The organism is Shewanella donghaensis (assembly GCF_007567505.1).
GTDB classification, from domain to species: domain Bacteria; phylum Pseudomonadota; class Gammaproteobacteria; order Enterobacterales; family Shewanellaceae; genus Shewanella; species Shewanella donghaensis.
The window spans coordinates 1,986,280-2,002,522 of record NZ_CP041783.1 but is presented as its reverse complement, the minus strand read 5'-3'; the positions used below and the strand labels follow the sequence as shown (position 1 = coordinate 2,002,522).

14 protein-coding genes and 2 tRNA genes are annotated in these 16,243 nt (G+C 41.7%); 15 read left to right on the top strand and 1 reads right to left on the bottom strand.

Translation table 11 applies throughout. The features are described 5' to 3' along the window. Window positions 1-2: 2 nt before the first annotated feature. The 7 genes from FPK91_RS08575 to greA all read left to right on the top strand — a co-directional run bounded on the left by FPK91_RS08575 (window position 3) and on the right by greA (window position 9,054). Window positions 3-1,238, top strand: coding sequence for a DEAD/DEAH box helicase (locus FPK91_RS08575; protein ID WP_144210472.1), 1,236 nt, complete (start codon window positions 3-5; stop codon window positions 1,236-1,238). Window positions 1,239-1,340: 102 nt separating this feature from the next. Further along, entirely contained in the window at window positions 1,341-2,132 is a 792-nt protein-coding gene (locus tag FPK91_RS08570; RefSeq protein WP_144210470.1) for a M48 family metallopeptidase, read from the top strand. Window positions 2,133-2,238: 106 nt separating this feature from the next. Continuing rightward, window positions 2,239-2,853 (top strand): FKBP-type peptidyl-prolyl cis-trans isomerase, encoded by a 615-nt coding sequence (locus FPK91_RS08565; RefSeq protein ID WP_144210468.1) that lies wholly within the window; start codon window positions 2,239-2,241, stop codon window positions 2,851-2,853. A 52-nt stretch (window positions 2,854-2,905) separates the two neighbouring features. Beyond that, window positions 2,906-3,718 carry a 4-hydroxy-tetrahydrodipicolinate reductase gene (gene dapB / locus FPK91_RS08560; protein ID WP_144210466.1) on the top strand — a complete coding sequence of 271 codons (813 nt, stop codon included), beginning with the start codon at window positions 2,906-2,908 and terminating at the stop codon, window positions 3,716-3,718. 178 nt (window positions 3,719-3,896) lie between these two features. Beyond that, window positions 3,897-5,054 (top strand): glutamine-hydrolyzing carbamoyl-phosphate synthase small subunit, encoded by a 1,158-nt coding sequence (carA, locus tag FPK91_RS08555; protein ID WP_144210463.1) that lies wholly within the window; start codon window positions 3,897-3,899, stop codon window positions 5,052-5,054. Between the two features lie 27 nt (window positions 5,055-5,081). Further along, a complete protein-coding gene (carB, locus tag FPK91_RS08550; protein WP_144210462.1) occupies window positions 5,082-8,306 on the top strand; it encodes a carbamoyl-phosphate synthase large subunit in 3,225 nt (1,074 codons plus the stop codon). Between the two features lie 271 nt (window positions 8,307-8,577). After that, window positions 8,578-9,054: a transcription elongation factor GreA gene (gene greA, locus FPK91_RS08545; RefSeq protein ID WP_144210460.1), complete on the top strand. Its 477-nt coding sequence runs from the start codon at window positions 8,578-8,580 to the stop codon at window positions 9,052-9,054. A gap of 137 nt (window positions 9,055-9,191) precedes the next feature. On the opposite strand, the gene yhbY is transcribed toward greA, so the two are convergent. Then, entirely contained in the window at window positions 9,192-9,491 is a 300-nt protein-coding gene (gene yhbY, locus FPK91_RS08540; RefSeq protein ID WP_144210458.1) for a ribosome assembly RNA-binding protein YhbY, read from the bottom strand. Between the two features lie 92 nt (window positions 9,492-9,583). Here yhbY and rlmE point away from each other — a divergent pair, with 92 nt between their 5' ends. From rlmE to FPK91_RS08500, 8 genes are all read left to right on the top strand, one after another. Further along, on the top strand, window positions 9,584-10,213 hold the full coding sequence (gene rlmE / locus FPK91_RS08535; protein WP_144210456.1) for a 23S rRNA (uridine(2552)-2'-O)-methyltransferase RlmE: 630 nt from the start codon (window positions 9,584-9,586) through the stop codon (window positions 10,211-10,213). Between the two features lie 54 nt (window positions 10,214-10,267). Next, a complete protein-coding gene (gene ftsH, locus FPK91_RS08530) occupies window positions 10,268-12,223 on the top strand; it encodes an ATP-dependent zinc metalloprotease FtsH (RefSeq protein ID WP_168926914.1) in 1,956 nt (651 codons plus the stop codon). A gap of 126 nt (window positions 12,224-12,349) precedes the next feature. Continuing rightward, complete coding sequence (gene folP, locus FPK91_RS08525) at window positions 12,350-13,189, top strand: dihydropteroate synthase (RefSeq protein WP_144210452.1); 840 nt, start codon at window positions 12,350-12,352, stop codon at window positions 13,187-13,189. Between the two features lie 78 nt (window positions 13,190-13,267). Beyond that, the gene (gene glmM / locus FPK91_RS08520) at window positions 13,268-14,611 is read left to right on the top strand and encodes a phosphoglucosamine mutase (protein ID WP_144210450.1); all 1,344 of its coding nucleotides are present in this window, start codon (window positions 13,268-13,270) and stop codon (window positions 14,609-14,611) included. Window positions 14,612-14,760: 149 nt separating this feature from the next. Continuing rightward, window positions 14,761-15,543: a triose-phosphate isomerase gene (gene tpiA / locus FPK91_RS08515; protein WP_076542857.1), complete on the top strand. Its 783-nt coding sequence runs from the start codon at window positions 14,761-14,763 to the stop codon at window positions 15,541-15,543. Window positions 15,544-15,547: 4 nt separating this feature from the next. Further along, a complete protein-coding gene (secG, locus tag FPK91_RS08510) occupies window positions 15,548-15,880 on the top strand; it encodes a preprotein translocase subunit SecG (protein ID WP_144210447.1) in 333 nt (110 codons plus the stop codon). A 112-nt stretch (window positions 15,881-15,992) separates the two neighbouring features. Next, window positions 15,993-16,078, top strand: a tRNA-Leu gene (locus FPK91_RS08505). Window positions 16,079-16,158: 80 nt separating this feature from the next. Further along, window positions 16,159-16,235 (top strand) — tRNA-Met (locus FPK91_RS08500). The last annotated feature ends 8 nt before the right edge of the window (window positions 16,236-16,243 follow it).

Here is a 16,243-nt window from a genome sequence, read left to right as displayed (position 1 = left end):
TGATGTCTTTTTTGAACCTGAACCTCAATAAAACTATATTATCGGTATTACCTGATCACCTAAAAACGGCAACCAAAATTCAAACTTTGGCTATTCCTGCTATTTTGTCCGGTAAAGATGTCTTAGCTCTAGCGCAAACCGGTAGTGGTAAAACATACGCCTTTGGCTTACCTCTGTTGCAATCTATTGACGGTAAAAAAACCTCTGATGTTCAAGCATTAATTATTACCCCGACAAGAGAACTTGCCAAGCAGGTTTTTCAAACCCTAAATGAACTCGCAAAGCCATTAGCGATTAGAATGCAGCTGCTATCTGGTGGGATTGACGTTGATGAACAAATCAATGAATTAACAGCGCAACCTCAAGTGATTGTTGCAACCCCCGCAAGATTGGTTGAGTTTCTTAAACAGGGACATGTCACACTAGCAGCATTAAAGCTATTAGTGCTTGATGAAGCAGACAGATTATTAGATACGGGCTTTTGGGCTGATATAGACAGAATAGCGCAGCAAACTCCGAGCAATAAACAGACGTTATTATTCTCTGCCACATTCGATGACACGATTACGAAACGGGTTGAAAGCATTTTAAAAGCTGACTTGGTAACGGTTGAGGCCGATAAAGGCAATTCGGTTGTTGAAAAGGTTGAAGAGCAGCTTTATTTAGTCAATAAAGGCAGTAAAGCCCAAGCACTGATTACACTAATAAAGCAGCATAATTGGCAGCAAGTGTTGATCTTTACCAATACAAAAGATAGCGCCGATGCGGTCACTAAGAAGCTGGTTAAGGCTGGAGTTAATGCTGCTGCACTGCATGGTGACAAAGAGCAGGTCATTCGCACTAAAACCTTAAGCGAGTTCAAAACTAAGTCGCTAACGGTATTAGTGGCAACCGATGTGTTAGCCCGCGGCATAGATATTGATGCGTTACCGGTGATTATTAATGTGGATTTACCCGCAAGCGCTGCCGTTTATGTTCACCGTATTGGTCGTACGGCAAGAGCCGGTGCTAATGGGTTAGCGTTATCGTTAGTTTGTCATGGCGAATCTGATGACTTACAAGCGATAAGAATGTTAACAGAGCGAGACTTGCCTTTGTTAGCTTTAGAAGGCTTCCCTGTAACGGATAAACCGAGCTCAGGGAGTAGCAGTCGTCCTGCTAAAGATAAACAAGCCAATAGGCGTAGTCAGAAAAAACGCAGTATTAAGGACTTTAAGGGCAAGTCTCCTAGAGCTTAATTGAGAACATAACTTAGAAAATGCCGCAGAAATGGTTAATTACTGATTTACGACAAAGCTTGAATATTTGCTCAATATAAAAATAATAAAAGGATAGTTATTATGAAAAATGTTTTTCTTGGAATGCTTGTGGCTTTACTGATGACAGGTTGTGCAACCCATAAATCCCCTACGGGTCGTAGCCAAATTTTGTTGTTTGATGAGTCTGAAATGTCACAAATGGGACAGCAATCTTTTGAAGCCATGAAAAAGTCAGAAAAAATCAGCAAAGATAAAAAACTAACCGCCTATGTTAATTGCGTGGCTAATCGAATTACAGCAGTGTTACCTGATAAAAAGTTAACATGGGAAGTTGTATTGTTTGATTCCAACCAGGTTAATGCTTTTGCGCTTCCAGGGGGCCATATTGGCGTATATACGGGCTTATTGAAAGTAGCCAGTGACCAAGACCAGTTAGCGACAGTTATCGGCCATGAAGTCGCACATGTACTCGCAAGACATGGCAATGAGCAAGTTACGCGTGCACAAATGACCAATACAGGTATGCAAGTTGCTGATATTGCACTTGGCGCAGGCGGCGTCGCCAATAAAGATATGTACATGGCAGGTTTAGGGTTAGGCGCACAAGTTGGCATTCTATTACCTTTTGGCCGAGATCAAGAAAGTGAGTCAGACGAACTAGGTTTAGAATTAATGGCAAAAGCGGGTTTTAACCCTGCCAAGAGTGTCATTCTTTGGCAAAACATGGCGAAAGCTGGAGGAGAACAAGGGCCTGAAATGTTCTCTACACATCCATCTCATTCTACCCGAATTGCTGATTTAGAAGCCTTGCAAGCTAAAGTTACTCCACTGTATAAAGCTGCTCAAAAGCAGTCACTGCAACAATGCGGCTAATGCTGTTGAAAAATAGTCATATTCAGCTCAGATTAGCGCCCATCACTAACTAAAGTGTGCTAAACTGCCCCGCAAATTTTAACTGATGAATTGAGAGTAAATACGTATGTCAGAGTTCAACACAATGGAACAGCAAGCAAGTTACGGTGTAGGTCGTCAAATGGGTGAGCAACTAGCTGCTAACTCTTTCGAAGGTATCGATATCCCTGCTGTACAAGCTGGTCTTGCTGATGCATTTGCTGGTAAAGAAAGTGCTGTAGCAATGGAAGACTTACAAGTTGCTTTCACTGAAATCAGCCGTCGTTTACAAGCTGCACAAGAAGAAGCTTCTGAAGCAGCTTCTGCTGAAGGCGAAACATTCCTAGCTGAAAATGCTAAGCGTGAAGACGTAACAGTGACTGAATCTGGTCTTCAATACGAAGTTATCACTCAAGGTGAAGGCGACAAGCCAACTCTTGAATCAACTATTCGTGCACATTACCACGGTACATTCATCAATGGTGAAGTATTCGATAGCTCTGTAACTCGCGGCGAGCCAGCTGAATTTCCAGTTTCTGGCGTTATCGCTGGTTGGACTGAAGCGCTTCAGTTAATGCCTGTAGGTACTAAGCTTAAATTATTCGTTCCACAACACTTAGCTTACGGCGAACGTGGTGCTGGTGCTTCTATCCCGCCATTCTCGGCGTTGGTATTTGAAGTCGAATTATTAGAAATTGTCTAATTCAAAACGCCTAAGTTAACTTAGGCGTTTTTGTATCACTGGGAGAAAGTAAATGACTGCAAAAGTAAGAGTCGCCGTTGTTGGTGCCAGTGGCCGTATGGGTCGCACACTGATTGAAGCTGCAAAGCAACATGACGTAATATATTTGGGTGCTGCTGTTGAGCGAACTGGTTCTACACTAATAGGTGTTGATGCTGGTGAACTTGCTGGTGTTGGTACTATGAATGTTGCGATTACAGATTCATTAGATAAAGCATCAGAACATTTTGATGTATTAATTGATTTTACCTCTCCTGAGTCGTCGCTTGTTCACCTTGAGTGGTGTTCTAAGAATAATAAGGCGATTGTGATTGGTACTACTGGTTTCAATCATGCTCAAAAAGAGATCATTGGCGCATTTGCTGAGCAAACACCGGTTGTGTTTGCACCTAATATGTCTGTAGGCGTTAACTTAACGCTAAAACTATTAGAGTTAACGGCAAAAGTGATGGGTGATTATACTGATATCGAAATCACCGAAGGGCATCATCGTTTTAAGAAAGATGCACCTTCAGGTACAGCATTAAAGATGGGTGAAGTTATCGCAGATACTTTAGGCCGTGATCTTGAAGAATGTGCTGTATATGGTCGTGAAGGTATGACAGGCGAACGTGATAGAAAGACCATTGGTTTTTCTACTATTCGTGCTGGTGATATTGTTGGCGATCATACGGTGATGTTTGCTGATATTGGTGAAAGAGTAGAAATTACCCATAAAGCCACCAGTCGCATGACTTTTGCAAACGGCGCAATGCGCGCCGCATATTGGCTATCTGACCAAGATGATGGACTCTATGATATGCAGCAGGTGTTGGGACTCAATTAATATTTTAAAAAAACCACCGTTGGTGGTTTTTTTTTGGGAAATATATTTCCCAAAATAAAATAACCAAGCATAGACGCTTAAACTTAATTCATATAAAATCGCTGGAATTTGCCAAATTTTCGTAATTTAGTAAATCTGTAGAAATTAAATTGTAATAATTTCAGTGATTTAGCTCTTTTTGGAGGTCGTGTTGACACAGTCTGCCTTACTCGTACTCGAAGATGGAACCGTATTCTCTGGCACAGCAATTGGTGCCGATGGACTTACTGTTGGTGAAGTTGTTTTTAATACTTCAATGACAGGTTATCAAGAGATTTTAACGGATCCGTCATATTCTCGCCAGATCGTAACTCTGACTTACCCTCATATTGGTAATACCGGCACAAACGATGAAGATACAGAATCTGATTCAGTTCATGCTTGTGGTCTTATTATTCGAGATTTACCTTTATTAGCGAGTAACTTCCGTAACCAACAATCATTAAGCGATTATTTAAAAGCGAATAATGTTGTTGGTATCGCAGATATTGATACACGCAAATTAACACGTATTTTACGTGAAAAAGGCGCGCAAGCTGGCTGTATTATGGTTGGTGATATCGATGAAGCTAAAGCGTTAGCCGCTGCCAAGGCATTCCCTGGTTTGAAGGGCATGGACTTAGCTAAAGAAGTGACGACAGAGTCTACTTACCAATGGCGCAAGGGAACATGGCGCTTAGTGGGTGGCTTACCTGACGAAACTCCAGCATCAGAACTTAAATATAAAATCGTTGCTTACGATTATGGCATCAAACGTAATATTTTACGTATGTTGGTTGATCGTGGTTGTGATGTCACAGTTGTACCTGCGCAAACGACAGCTGCTGAAGTATTAGCAATGAATCCTGATGGGATTTTCTTGTCTAATGGTCCTGGGGATCCAGAGCCATGTGATTATGCGATTACAGCAATCCAAGAAATTTTAAAAACTGAAACACCCGTTTTTGGTATTTGTCTTGGTCACCAGTTACTTGCATTAGCTTCAGGTGCTAAAACTTCTAAAATGAAGTTTGGTCATCATGGCGCAAATCACCCAGTAAGTAATATTGAACAAGGTAATGTGATGATTACCAGCCAAAACCACGGTTTTGCTGCTGATGAATCGACCTTGCCTGCGAACATCAAGGTGACTCACAAGTCATTATTTGATGGTTCTTTGCAAGGTATTCACCTTACTGACAAGCCAGCGTTTAGTTTCCAAGGTCACCCAGAAGCAAGTCCTGGACCGACCGATGCGTCACCACTGTTTGATCACTTTATTGAGTTGATGGAACAATTTCGTCAAAACGCTAAATAGTTCGGTTACTCGGAGAAGATAGAAGCAATGCCAAAACGTACTGATATTAAAAGTATTCTAATCCTAGGCGCAGGCCCAATTGTTATTGGTCAGGCGTGTGAATTTGACTATTCAGGTGCACAAGCGTGTAAAGCGCTTCGTGAAGAGGGTTATCGAGTTATTTTAGTTAACTCTAACCCCGCGACGATCATGACCGATCCTGAAATGGCTGATGCAACATACATCGAGCCTATTCATTGGGAAGTTGTTCGCAACATTATCGCAAAAGAAAAACCTGATGCGATCCTACCTACTATGGGTGGCCAAACAGCGCTTAACTGTGCACTTCAGCTTGAAGCTAAAGGTGTACTAAAAGAGTTTAACGTTGAAATGATTGGTGCTACAGCTGATGCGATTGATAAAGCTGAAGACCGTAGTCGTTTTGACAAAGCAATGAAATCAATCGGACTAGATTGTCCACGCGCTGGTATTGCTCATAACATGGCAGAAGCGCATGGCGTTTTAGACATGGTTGGTTTCCCTTGTATTATTCGTCCTTCTTTCACCATGGGTGGCAGTGGCGGTGGTATTGCATATAACAAAGAAGAATTTGAAGACATTTGTTCTCAAGGTCTTGAGTTATCGCCTACCAGTGAGCTACTAATCGATGAATCATTAATCGGTTGGAAAGAGTACGAAATGGAAGTGGTTCGTGACCGCAATGATAACTGTATCATTGTGTGTGCCATTGAAAACTTCGATGCTATGGGCGTTCATACGGGTGACTCTATCACCGTTGCTCCTGCTCAGACATTAACAGATAAAGAATATCAATTAATGCGTAATGCTTCTTTAGCAGTATTACGTGAAATTGGTGTTGAAACCGGTGGTTCTAACGTTCAGTTTGGTATTTGTCCAGATACTGGTCGTATGGTCATTATTGAAATGAACCCACGTGTTTCTCGCTCTTCGGCGCTAGCCTCTAAAGCTACGGGTTTCCCGATTGCTAAAATCGCCGCGAAATTGGCTGTTGGTTTTACCTTAGATGAGCTAATGAATGATATTACTGGCGGTCGAACTCCAGCATCATTCGAACCTGCTATAGATTATGTTGTGACTAAAGTGCCACGCTTTAACTTTGAAAAGTTTGCCGGTGCTAATGACCGTTTGACGACTCAAATGAAGTCAGTGGGTGAAGTAATGGCCATTGGTCGTACTTTCCAAGAGTCACTACAAAAAGCATTACGTGGCTTAGAAGTTAGCCGTGATGGTTTTGATTCAGTTGTCGATATTACGTCACCAGATGCAATGCAAACAATTCGTCACGAATTAAAAGAACCTGGCTGTGACCGTATTTGGTACATTGCCGACGCATTCCGTGCAGGTCTTAGCCGTGATGATATTTTCAAGTTAACCAATGTTGATCCTTGGTTCTTGGTACAAATAGAAGATCTTATCGCTCAAGAAGCTAAAGTATCTGAAGTCGGTATGTCAGGTCTTAACGAAGCTTTCTTACTGCAACTTAAGCGTAAAGGTTTCTCTGATGCGCGCTTGGCTACAATATTAGGCGTAAGTGAAAGCGAAGTACGTAAAATACGTGACCGTTTTGACATGCACCCAGTTTATAAGCGTGTTGATACTTGTGCTGCTGAGTTTGCTACTGATACGGCTTACATGTACTCAACCTACGAAGACGAATGTGAAGCAGCACCGTCAGATCGTGACAAAATCATGATTCTTGGTGGTGGCCCTAACCGTATCGGTCAAGGTATTGAGTTTGATTACTGTTGTGTTCATGCTGCATTAGCATTACGCGAAGACGGTTATGAAACCATCATGGTTAACTGTAACCCTGAAACTGTTTCAACCGATTACGACACTTCAGATCGCTTGTATTTTGAGCCGGTGACATTTGAAGATGTGCTTGAAATCGTACGTATCGAAAAGCCTAAAGGCGTTATCGTACAGTACGGTGGTCAAACACCACTTAAACTTGCTCGCGCTTTAGAAGCTGCTGGAGTGCCAATTATTGGTACAAGCCCAGATGCTATTGACCGTGCAGAAGACCGTGAGCGTTTCCAGAAAGCGATTCAACGTCTTGAAATGAAGCAACCTGAAAATGATACAGTAACTACTGTTGAAGGTGCGGTACTTTCAGCTGCACGTATCGGTTATCCGTTAGTGGTTCGTCCATCATATGTATTGGGTGGCCGCGCAATGGAAATCGTTTATGACGAGCAAGATTTACGTCGCTATTTCAATGAAGCAGTAAGTGTTTCTAACGCTTCTCCAGTATTGTTAGACCGATTCTTAGATAACGCAATTGAAATCGATATCGATGCTATTTGTGATGGCGAGCTAGTCGTTATTGGTTCAATCATGGAGCATATTGAACAAGCAGGAGTTCACTCTGGTGACTCGGGTTGTTCATTACCGCCATACAGCTTAAGTGAAGATGTTCAAAATCGTATGCGTGAGCAAGTTGCTAAATTAGCAATGGAGCTAGGCGTGGTTGGTTTAATGAATGTCCAATTTGCAGTTAAAGATGACGAAATCTATATGATTGAAGTTAATCCACGTGCTGCACGTACTGTCCCGTTTGTGTCTAAAGCAACCGGTGTTCCACTGGCTAAGATTGCTGCGCGGGTTATGGCAGGTCAGAGCTTAACTTCACAGAACTTCACTAAAGAAGTGATTCCACCATACTTCTCTGTAAAAGAAGTGGTATTGCCATTTAACAAGTTCCCAGGTGTTGACCCAATGCTTGGCCCTGAAATGCGCTCTACTGGCGAAGTGATGGGCGTTGGTGAAACTTTTGCCGAAGCTTATGCTAAAGCGCAGTTAGGTGCGACTTCTGAAGTGCCTAAATCTGGCCGTGCACTAATCTCTGTTCGTGATAGCGATAAAGCGCGTGTTGCAGAGCTTGCGGCTAACTTGATTGAATTGGGTTATGACATTGACGCGACTCATGGCACTGCAGTGATACTGGGCGAAGCGGGTATTAACCCTCGCCTTGTGAATAAAGTACATGAAGGTCGTCCACATATTCTTGACCGTATTAAGAATGATGAATACACCTACATCATTAACACGACTGAAGGTCGCCAAGCGATTGAGGATTCACGTCAAATCCGTCGTGGTGCACTTCGCTATAAAGTGAACTACACCACAACGTTAAACGCAGTATTCGCAACCTGTCTTGCGCATTCTGCCGATGACCGCGGTAACGTTAATTCTGTGCAAGAATTACATCAAAGAATCGGCAAAAATTAATTTTATTTAATTAAAAGTCGATTTGATTAAAAAGGCTGCAATTGTGCAGCCTTTTTTATTACTATTTTTTGACTGTCACTAGTATCTAAACTCAAGCTTATGTAAGCTTAGGTGCATCATCATTAGATGCACCCTCAACGCAAGACACTCGCATCATTAAAACAATTTTTTGTAGTAACGATCGTGCGGTATGCGAATTAATCGAGATTTAACTGTGTTGGCTACAGGTCGACACGGTGTGCTTTTGTTTTTAAAGGAGACATAAGACATTATGAATACCGTCCCTATGACGATTATTGGAGCTGAGCAGCTTCGTAAAGAATTAGATGAGCTAAAATTTGAACGTCGTCCGTACATTACTGCAGAAATTGCTTCTGCGCGTGAATTGGGCGATTTAAAAGAAAACGCTGAATATCATGCTGCTCGAGAAGAGCAGGGTATTTGTGAAGCACGTATTCGTGATATCGAAGGTAAACTGTCTAACGCTCAAGTTATTGATGTCACTTCTATTGCAAATAATGGTCGCGTGATATTTGGTACCACTGTAACAATCGTCAATGTTGATACTGATGTAGAATCGACCTACCGGATTGTGGGTGATGACGAGGCCAACATTAAAGAGAACCTTATCTCTGTGAATTCACCCATCGCCCGCGGGTTAATTGGTAAGAATCTTGATGATGAAGTGGCTATCACCACACCAGGTGGCACCGCGGAATATGAAATTATTGCTGTAAAATATATCTAACTTTAGATTAAGTCTAAAGATTGATATTTTACAGTTATAAAAAAACCACTGCTAGGCAGTGGTTTTTTTAGGTCAAAATGAGTATTAGCGTCGTATTAAAGACAAGGCACTCAACTTAACCCAGTTGTTTGACGAAATTATTTTGCTTTTGGAACGGCAATTTTCATTTCGGCAGACTGACGGAAAATAACTAAGGTGTGTCCGATAAGCTGTACTTTGGTAGATTGTGTTTCACGAATTATCGCGTCCACAACAGCATTTTTAAGCTCTCTATCTGCAGAGCCTACTTTCACTTTTATTAGTTCATGATGAGTGAGTGCACTATCAATTTCAGCCAGAACACCTTCGGTCAAACCATTAGCACCAAGCAGCACTACTGGCTTTAAGTTATGCGCCAGGCCTTTTAAATGCTGTTTTTGTTTGGTTGTTAAGTTCATTTGTACCAACTTTTTGAATGTTACTGTTGAAAAACGGCTATTCTACCCTTATATATGCATTATGTAACTCCAAATCGTTACGGAATTTTTAAATGGCAACGAAAAAACGTTCGGCTAGTTCAAGTCGATGGATGCAAGAACATTTTGATGATCACTATGTCAAACTGTCTCAAAAGCGCGGTTTACGATCTCGTGCAGCATTCAAGTTGGAAGAAATCCAACAAAAAGACAAACTTATTAAACCTGGAATGACAGTAGTAGACTTAGGTGCAGCGCCTGGCGGCTGGTCTCAAATTGCAGTTAAGTTAGTCGGTGAAAAAGGTAAATTGGTCGCCTGTGACATTTTACCAATGGATCCAATCGTGGGAGTCGACTTTTTACAAGGCGATTTCCGTGAAGAGAAAGTACTTGCAGCTTTACTTGATCGTGTTGGTGAAGATAAAGTTGATGTAGTACTATCTGATATGGCGCCTAACATGAGTGGTTCAGATGGTGTGGATCAACCTAGGGCAATGTATCTTGTAGAATTAGCATTAGACATGTGTCATCAGGTTTTAGCGTCTAATGGTTGTTTTGCAGTCAAGGTTTTTCAGGGGGAGGGCTTTGACGAATATATGAAAGCAGTTCGACAAGCTTTTACTACAGTTAAAACACGAAAACCAGATTCATCGCGACCACGTTCACGTGAAGTGTATATAGTGGCGACTGGTTACAAGTTATAGTAGTCTAACGATAATTTATCGTAGGTCTTCAAGAGGTCTAACAATTTGAGTGACATGGCAAAAAATTTAATTCTCTGGGTTGTCATCGCCGTCGTGTTGATGTCAGTTTTTCAGGGTTATTCCCCCTCTTCTTCGTCATCGCAGAAGATGGATTACTCGGTATTCTTAGATAGTGTCCGAAATAGTAATATTAGTTCGGTCGAAATTAAGAGTGATCAACGAACAATCGAAGGAATTAAACGTTCTGGAGAGAAGTTCACCACCATCATGCCAATGTATGACCAAGATTTGATTAATGATCTTGATCGTCAAGGGATTTCAATGAAGGGCCAAGAAGCTGAAGAATCTAGCTTCCTAACCCAAATATTTATCTCTTGGTTCCCAATGCTGCTATTGATTGGTGTATGGATATTCTTCATGCGTCAAATGCAAGGTGGCGGTGGTAAAGGCGCGATGTCGTTTGGCAAAAGTAAAGCCAAGTTGATGAGCGAAGACCAAATTAAAACGACTTTTGGTGACGTTGCAGGTTGTGACGAAGCGAAAGAAGACGTTAAAGAATTAGTTGATTACCTTAAAGAGCCAACCCGTTTTCAGAAATTAGGTGGCCGTATTCCTACAGGTGTTCTTTTAGTCGGCCCACCAGGTACTGGTAAAACGCTAATCGCTAAAGCGATTGCGGGCGAAGCTAAGGTGCCATTCTTTACTATTTCAGGTTCTGATTTCGTTGAAATGTTTGTTGGTGTCGGTGCATCTCGCGTACGTGACATGTTCGAACAAGCTAAAAAGTCAGCGCCTTGTATCATCTTTATCGATGAAATCGATGCTGTAGGTCGCCAACGTGGCGCAGGTGTTGGTGGTGGTCATGATGAACGTGAGCAGACATTGAACCAGATGCTGGTTGAAATGGATGGTTTTGAAGGTAACGAAGGCGTTATCGTCATCGCTGCGACAAACAGACCTGACGTATTAGATGCAGCGCTACTTCGTCCAGGTCGTTTTGACCGTCAGGTTGTTGTTGGCTTACCAGATGTTCGTGGCCGTGAGCAAATTCTTAAAGTACATATGCGTAAAGTACCGTTAGGTGATGGTGTTAAAGCCAGTGTTATCGCTCGTGGTACTCCTGGTTTCTCAGGTGCTGATTTAGCTAACTTAGTGAATGAAGCTGCACTATTCGCTGCACGTGGTAATCGCCGCGTTGTGGGAATGGAAGAGTTTGAAAGTGCTAAAGATAAAATCATGATGGGCGCAGAGCGCCGCACCATGGTGATGTCTGAAGAAGAAAAAGAAATGACTGCATACCATGAAGCTGGCCATGCAATTGTGGGTTGTTTAGTTCCTGAGCATGATCCTGTGCATAAAGTGACTATCATTCCACGCGGTCGTGCATTAGGTGTGACCTTCTTCTTGCCTGAAGCTGATGCTATTAGTCAAAGTCGTCGTAAGCTAGAAAGTCAGATTTCAGTGGCTTATGGTGGACGTTTAGCAGAAGAAATCATTTACGGAACAGAAAAAGTATCAACTGGTGCTTCGCAAGACATTAAGTATGCGACATCAATTGCACGTAACATGGTTACTCAATGGGGCTTCTCTGAAAAATTAGGCCCTGTACTTTATGCTGAAGATGAAAATGAAGTATTCCTTGGACGTAGCATGGGTAAAACTCAGCATATGTCTGACGAAACTGCTCGTACCATTGATGCTGAAGTTAAACATCTTATTGATTCGAACTACGATCGTGCTGAAACATACTTGAAAGACAACATGGATATTCTTCATTCAATGAAAGATGCCTTGATGAAGTTTGAAACCATTGATGCAGATCAGATTGATGACTTAATGAATCGTCGTGAAGTCCGTCGACCTGCTGATTGGGATAAAGATGACGTAATGGACGATCAGGATAAAGGTACGCCAGTTAAGTCTGAAGCTACAGAGTCAGAAGAAACGAAAACTGATGATGTTGAAGACAAGACTGATGCAACACCAGATGCTGATACGCCAGCTAAATAAGCTTTGCTAAATTAGTTTAAAAAACCCCGAAAGGGGTTTTTTTATGTTTACAGATTTATTCCATTAATAAATTATTTTTTTTCGATTAAAATTAAAACTCATTAAATTGAGTGTAACTGAGGTTATATGTTTGAACTTAAATCGGGAGAGAAAACTCTCTCTTTAGCCAGTCCTATTGTTATGGCTATCATTAACGTTACTCCCGATTCATTTTCTGATGGCGGTCAACATGCCACGTTTGAAAGTGCCTGTCGGCAAGTTGATAAAGTCGTCAGTCAAGGGGCTAAAATAGTTGATATTGGCGGCGAGTCAACAAGACCAGGTGCTACAGCAGTTACTTTAGAAGAAGAGCTCGCTAGAGTTATTCCAGTCATCGAATATACAGCTGACAAATATGATGTGTGGATTTCTATTGATAGCAGTAAACCAGAAGTTATGGAGCAAGCAGTCAATGCTGGTGCACATTTAATTAATGATGTACGAGCTTTGCAAGAACCTGGGGCGTTAGCAATGGCTGCAAGCTTGGATGTACCAGTGTGCTTAATGCATATGCAAGGACAACCACAGAATATGCAAGATGCGCCTGAATATGACAATGTAATCCAACAAGTTAATGACTTTTTGTCATTAAGGGTAGATTATTGTTTAGCTGCAGGCATGTCGAGAGAAAACATAATATTAGATCCTGGCTTTGGTTTTGGAAAAACACTAGAACACAATTACGAATTGCTAGCAAAATTACCAGAGCTGCATAGTTTGCACTTTCCTTTGCTCATAGGCCTATCACGAAAAAGCATGATTGGTGATTTATTGCAAAGAGACACAGATCAAAGACTCGCTGGCAGTTTAGCTGGGGCGATGATTGCGGCTCAACAAGGGGCACAAATATTACGTGTTCATGATGTTGAAGAAACTGTTGATGTCATTACAGTGATGTCAGCGACGATGGCAAGTTTACATAACTAACCTTTTCAATCATTTTTAAATGTATTTTTTGCCTAGGTTACGTTATCAAGAGTGATTTTTTCACTTTGTGAGGGTTACGTGCAAGAAAGACAATTTTTTGGAACTGATGGCATTCGAGGTAAAGTGGGTGCCGGTGTCATGACACCGGAATTAGCGCTGAAACTTGGCTGGGCTGCGGGAAGGGTACTTTCTCGTAGTGGAACTAAGAAAGTTATTATTGGTAAAGATACACGAATATCGGGTTATTTATTTGAATCAGTGCTCGAAGCAGGTTTATCTGCTGCGGGTATCAATGTGTTGTTAGTTGGGCCTATGCCTACACCAGCCATAGCCTATTTAACCCGCACTTTTCGAGCGGAAGCTGGCATTGTTATCAGTGCATCTCATAACCCCTATTACGATAATGGCATAAAATTTTTCACTGCGAATGGTAGTAAGTTAGATGATCAACTTGAGCTAGAAATTGAACAGGAATTATCAAAGCCATTGGTCTGTGTCGAATCGCACTTATTAGGCAAAGCATCTCGGATTGAGGATGCTGCTGGCCGTTATATCGAATACTGTAAAGGTCACTTTCCTGCTGCATTATCACTTTCTGGTTTAAAGGTGGTTGTTGATTGCGCCCATGGTGCCACTTATCATATTGCCCCTAATGTATTTAAAGAGCTCGGAGCCGAAGTCATTACCATTGGTGACAAACCCAACGGCCTGAACATCAATGATAATGTGGGTGCAACCTCCATGAGGGCCATTTCTGAAAAGGTAGTACTTGAAAAAGCGGATGTAGGGATTGCTTTAGATGGTGATGGCGACCGTATTATGATGGTAGATCATCTTGGCAATGTTATTGACGGTGATCAAATTCTGTATATCTTAGCCTGTGATGCTTTAAAAAATGGTACCTTAAAAGGTGGCGTGGTTGGTACATTGATGTCCAACCTTGGTTTAGAGTTGGCGCTTGAAAAATTAAACGTTCCATTTGTCCGTTCTAACGTCGGTGACCGAAACGTGATGGAATTAATGCGTCAGCATGATTGGCATATTGGTGGTGAAAATTCAGGTCATATACTGGATCTCGATCATGGGACCACTGGTGATGGCATAGTTGCTGGTATTTTAGTATTGGCAGCGATGCAAAATCAGCTTTCCTCATTAGCGGCTTTAGTCAAACCAGTAAAAATGTTGCCGCAAATACTGATCAATATAGCTTTTGATGGTGAGTCAAATCCTTTACTCTCTGAAGCCGTACTAGCTGAAAAACTAAACGTTGAGCAACTATTAGGTCAAAAAGGTAGAGTGTTACTTAGAAAATCCGGAACTGAACCACTAATAAGGGTGATGGTAGAAGGTGAAGATGAGGCCAATGTCACATCTTTTGCAAAACAGATTGCCGATGTCGTTAAGCGAGTGGGTCAATCTTAAGGTTAATATTAATTGTTTATTTATTAATACCTAATGCTAGCGAGTAAAAAAACATCACTCTGTCGAGTAATGGTAAATATTCCTGACTTAGGTATTGTAACTTGATTGGCGGTTCGTTATTATTCACGCCGCTTTCAAAGGAGACAGTAATGGCACTTAGACGTCCTATGGTAGCTGGCAACTGGAAAATGAATGGCAGCTCGGCATTAGCCCAAGAGTTATTCAGCAAGTTTGCTACAAAGCTCCAAAATGATTCGGCTGAAGTAGTTTTATGTCCACCTTCAATTTATCTTGAAAGTGTTAGACAACTGCTTGAAGCTAATAAGCAAACCTTAGATGGTGCGCTTGTAAGAATGGGCGCACAGAACCTGAGTCAACATGACTTTGGTGCCTATACTGGTGAAGTTTCCGGTAAAATGCTAAAAGATTCAGGATGTCGGTATGTTATTATCGGCCATTCCGAACGCCGTCGTATGTATGGCGAAACAAGTAATATCGTTGCAGAGAAGTTTGCTGCAGCACAAAAACATGGATTGACGCCTATTCTTTGTGTTGGTGAATCAGGTCCAGCTCGTGAAGCAAGACGCACTTTTGAAGTGATTGCTGAAGAGCTCGATATTGTGATTGAAAAGAATGGCACCATGGCTTTTGATAATGCCATTATCGCTTACGAACCATTATGGGCCGTAGGTACTGGTAAAAGTGCTACTCCAGAGCAAGCTCAGGAAGTTCATGCGTTTATACGTCAGAGACTTTCAGAAGTGTCGCCATTTATTGGAGAGAATATTCGAATTTTGTACGGTGGTAGTGTTACCCCTTCAAATGCCGCGGATATTTTTGCACAACCAGATGTTGATGGTGGACTGATTGGCGGAGCTAGCTTAAACTCTAGCGAGTTTTTAAGTTTATGTTCCATAGCGATGAGCGCTTAATATTATGTATGAAGTTTTAATTGTAGTTTACTTGGTTGTAGCGATTGGTCTTGTTGGCTTAATCCTTATTCAACAGGGTAAAGGGGCTGACATGGGTTCTTCTTTTGGTGCTGGCGCATCAGGAACTTTATTCGGTTCAGGCGGTTCAGGTAATTTCCTGACTCGTAGTACAGCTGTTTTAGCGATTGGTTTTTTCACTTTAAGTCTAGTTTTAGGCAACTTAAGTGCTAATCATACTAAACAAGATGATGCTTGGAATGATTTAGGTTCTGCAGTAGAGCAAGTTGAACAAGCTCCTACTCAAACAGAACCTACAGAAGTAAAGATTCCAGATTAAACAAAAATGACAACAATGGTTTCATTGTTTAGTGAATGTTTTATCTAAGTTGGATTAATTAAGTCCCTCTCTACTTAATTAAATTTTTTTCCAACAGTAAAGTGTAAGAAATGCGGATGTGGCGGAATTGGTAGACGCGCCACCTTGAGGGGGTGGTGAGCTATGCTCGTGTGGGTTCAAGTCCCACCATCCGCACCAAATTTAGTTAATCAAGTCTAAAGTAAATTTGATTAATTATTGCAAGCAAAGACGTAAGTTAATATAATTACGCAAGTTGACGCGGGGTGGAGCAGTTTGGTAGCTCGTCGGGCTCATAACCCGAAGGTCGTCGGTTCAAATCCGGCCCCCGCAACCAGCTTATTG